The sequence below is a fragment of the Roseicella sp. DB1501 genome, from assembly GCF_013112485.1.
In the GTDB taxonomy this organism is placed as follows: domain Bacteria; phylum Pseudomonadota; class Alphaproteobacteria; order Acetobacterales; family Acetobacteraceae; genus Paracraurococcus.
The window spans coordinates 1-2,522 of the sequence record NZ_JABFHG010000039.1; the positions used below are offsets into that span (position 1 = coordinate 1).

At 60.1% G+C, this 2,522-nt stretch carries 3 protein-coding genes and 1 pseudogene; 3 read left to right on the forward strand and 1 reads right to left on the reverse strand.

Translation table 11 applies throughout. From position 1 onward, the window contains the following. The coding region (locus tag HJG45_RS28180; RefSeq protein ID WP_171617296.1) for a transposase domain-containing protein at positions 1-106 on the forward strand (106 nt) is incomplete at its 5' end. Between the two features lie 110 nt (positions 107-216). Here HJG45_RS28180 and HJG45_RS29315 read toward each other — a convergent pair. After that, positions 217-564 (reverse strand): annotated as a pseudogene (locus HJG45_RS29315) (Crp/Fnr family transcriptional regulator); the annotation flags it as partial. A 267-nt stretch (positions 565-831) separates the two neighbouring features. Here HJG45_RS29315 and HJG45_RS28185 point away from each other — a divergent pair. Together HJG45_RS28185 and HJG45_RS28190 are read left to right on the forward strand one after the other, a co-directional pair. Then, entirely contained in the window at positions 832-1,242 is a 411-nt protein-coding gene (locus HJG45_RS28185) for a response regulator (protein WP_171617298.1), read from the forward strand. A 764-nt stretch (positions 1,243-2,006) separates the two neighbouring features. Next, the gene (locus tag HJG45_RS28190; RefSeq protein ID WP_171617300.1) at positions 2,007-2,399 is read left to right on the forward strand and encodes a hypothetical protein; all 393 of its coding nucleotides are present in this window, start codon (positions 2,007-2,009) and stop codon (positions 2,397-2,399) included. Positions 2,400-2,522: the final 123 nt, after the last annotated feature.

Here is a 2,522-nt window from a genome sequence, read left to right on the forward strand (position 1 = left end):
GCAGCGCTACCTCGCCGACCTGCTGACCCGCCTCGTCAACGGCTGGCCCAACAGCCGTATCGACGAACTCATGCCGTGGTGCTGGGTCACCACCGAAAAAGGCTGAGCGTCAACCGCAGTCGAGATGGGCCTGAATTCCCCGCTTACCACTTGGGCATGGAAGGCCAAGGCATAGCGAAGCAGCAGTGCGCGGAGCGTGGCGCTCCGCTCCATCGCCGTTCGGAACGCTGCGGCGGTGATCCGCAGGGCTGTACCCTCCATTTGCACCCTGGCATCGGTATGGGAATGGCTGTTGCCATAGACGAGAGGCAGGCCGACCAGGCCCTCTGAACCGGCGAGCCCGGCCTCCACCTGCTCCCCACTCTCGAGGGTGACGAGTAGGGAGACCATGCCGGTCTCGACGAAGAACACCGCATCAACCGGACCGTCCATGGTGAAGATGGTCTGATCGAAGGGAAGCTCGACGACCTCCAGGTGTGGCTCAAGGTGAGCCCAATCATCGGGCGACAAGGCCGCGAGAAGTCCATTGCGAACAGTAGACTGCAGCTGGGAAGATTCGGCCATGCGGCTCCCCCTGCGCAGGTTGCGGCGGGAGCGCTGGTCTCTCCCAGTCGCCAATAGGCCGGGGATCGTCCTGGCGATTTGTCACAACTGGAGTTCCAGTTGTTCCCGTTCAACAGGGCGACGCCTGTTTTCTCACGCCGACCTTGCCGAAGCGGTTATGCCACACACCGCCGCGAGCAGCGGCTTATGTACGTTTTCGAACGCACCGGCGCCTCACTCTAGCGTTGTCCCTAGGGGAGCACTTTTCTAGCGAACCGGGTTGGATCAATGCGCATCCTGATCGTTGAGGACGAGGCGCTCATTGCCATAATGCTGTCTGACAGCCTGGAGGATGGGGGACATGAGGTGATCGGCCTTGCGGCCACGGCAGCTGAAGCTGTGGAATATTGTGAGGCCCGGCTACCGGACTTGGTAATCCTCGACGTCAATCTCAGCGGCGGCAGCAATGGCGTTGACTTGGCACATGAACTCACTGGCCGTTGGAGCCTGCCCATCATATTTGCCAGTGGGCAGATCATGGAAGTGCGGCAAGCGCGGGATGTCGCCCTGGGCTACATCCACAAGCCATATCAGCCTGAAACCGTGCTGCAGAGCATCGAAGTAACGCGGGACGTAATGGACGGCCGGACGCCAGCTGTTGTACCAGCGGGCTTCGAGTTGTTCCGCAGCGCCGGGTGATCTTGCGGAACAACATTATCACGTTGCATCAGCCTCTGGAGGGAGGATGTTCCGCTTAACAAATCGAGCAGTGCGAATTTACTTCGGTTACAACTTCATATTGCCACAACTGGTGGCACCTCTACCTCGCAGTAGCCGGCCGCGCCGACGTCTGGCCAGCGCTATTCCCGGCCGGCGTCGTCTCGGAGGTCGGACCAGGCGGCTTTCCAGTACAACCAGCGGCTAGCAGCAAGGCAGCGAGAAGACTGGCCATCGCGGCGGGAGGCAGCTTGCTCATGTGGAAACCTTTCAAGGCTAACTGGCACTCCAACCAGCGCCGCCGGGAGTGGTTGCCGAGCGCTTCGGCATTCAAGCGTCCTGAGCGCGGCCACATAGCCCAATCAAGCGGCCGGCTACTTCCGCTGCGTCCTGCGTATGCGCGCCTCAGCGTCAGAGCGCGCTTCCTGTAGTGCCGCCTCGGATGAGGGCAGCCGTACCGCCCTATCCTGCACGAACTCGTCGCCGTCGATCGTGTAAGACCAATCCCAGCGCTCGCTCTTTCCAACCCGGCGGGCGTGGGTTTGAATTGTCCGCCCTTCGTAAATGAATTCTTCCACCTACGCCTCCTGCGAGCGGCTGACAGCAGCCTAGCGCAGAGTGAGCGCACCGTCCTCGCCTGAGGTCACGCTGGGTCCATGACAACACGATGGCCTGGCGTACTGCGCCATTCGATGGCGCCGGCGTAGAACACGATCTTTGATGTGTGCATAAGCACATTCAGTGCCATGAACAAAAATTTAATTGGTGAGCTGCCGCGCACCACCAAAAGCGCGGTCAATCATCAAAGGAGACGTCCAGTGGCATTCGGACAATGCAAAGACATGGCAATCAACCTTGTCAACGACACCGGCCTCACGATCACCATTCCAAGCGAGGGGCATAGAGTCAAAAACCCCGGTGGCTTGGAGGGGTGGAACAACATGACCCTTGGCGGCAGCGTCATCAACCTGGCCCCCGGCGCTTCGCGGAGCGTCAGGCAAACGCTGAACATCAAGTGCGTGGATGATGCAGAGTTCGAGATTCACTATTCTGCATCGCAGGGACGAGACTTCGTCCAGATTTTCAAGAGCAACGATATTACCGACAAGAATGCGACACTGCGGCTGACCAATAACTAGAGCGCGTCTGCCTTAATTCGGTTCATAGCCTGCGGCGGCGAAGTAGTTGGCGCATTCGGTTGGCGTGAAGGCGCTGAGGAGTGACGCGAGGGCGTCCCAGAGGGCGTCGATGGTGCGCTCGGC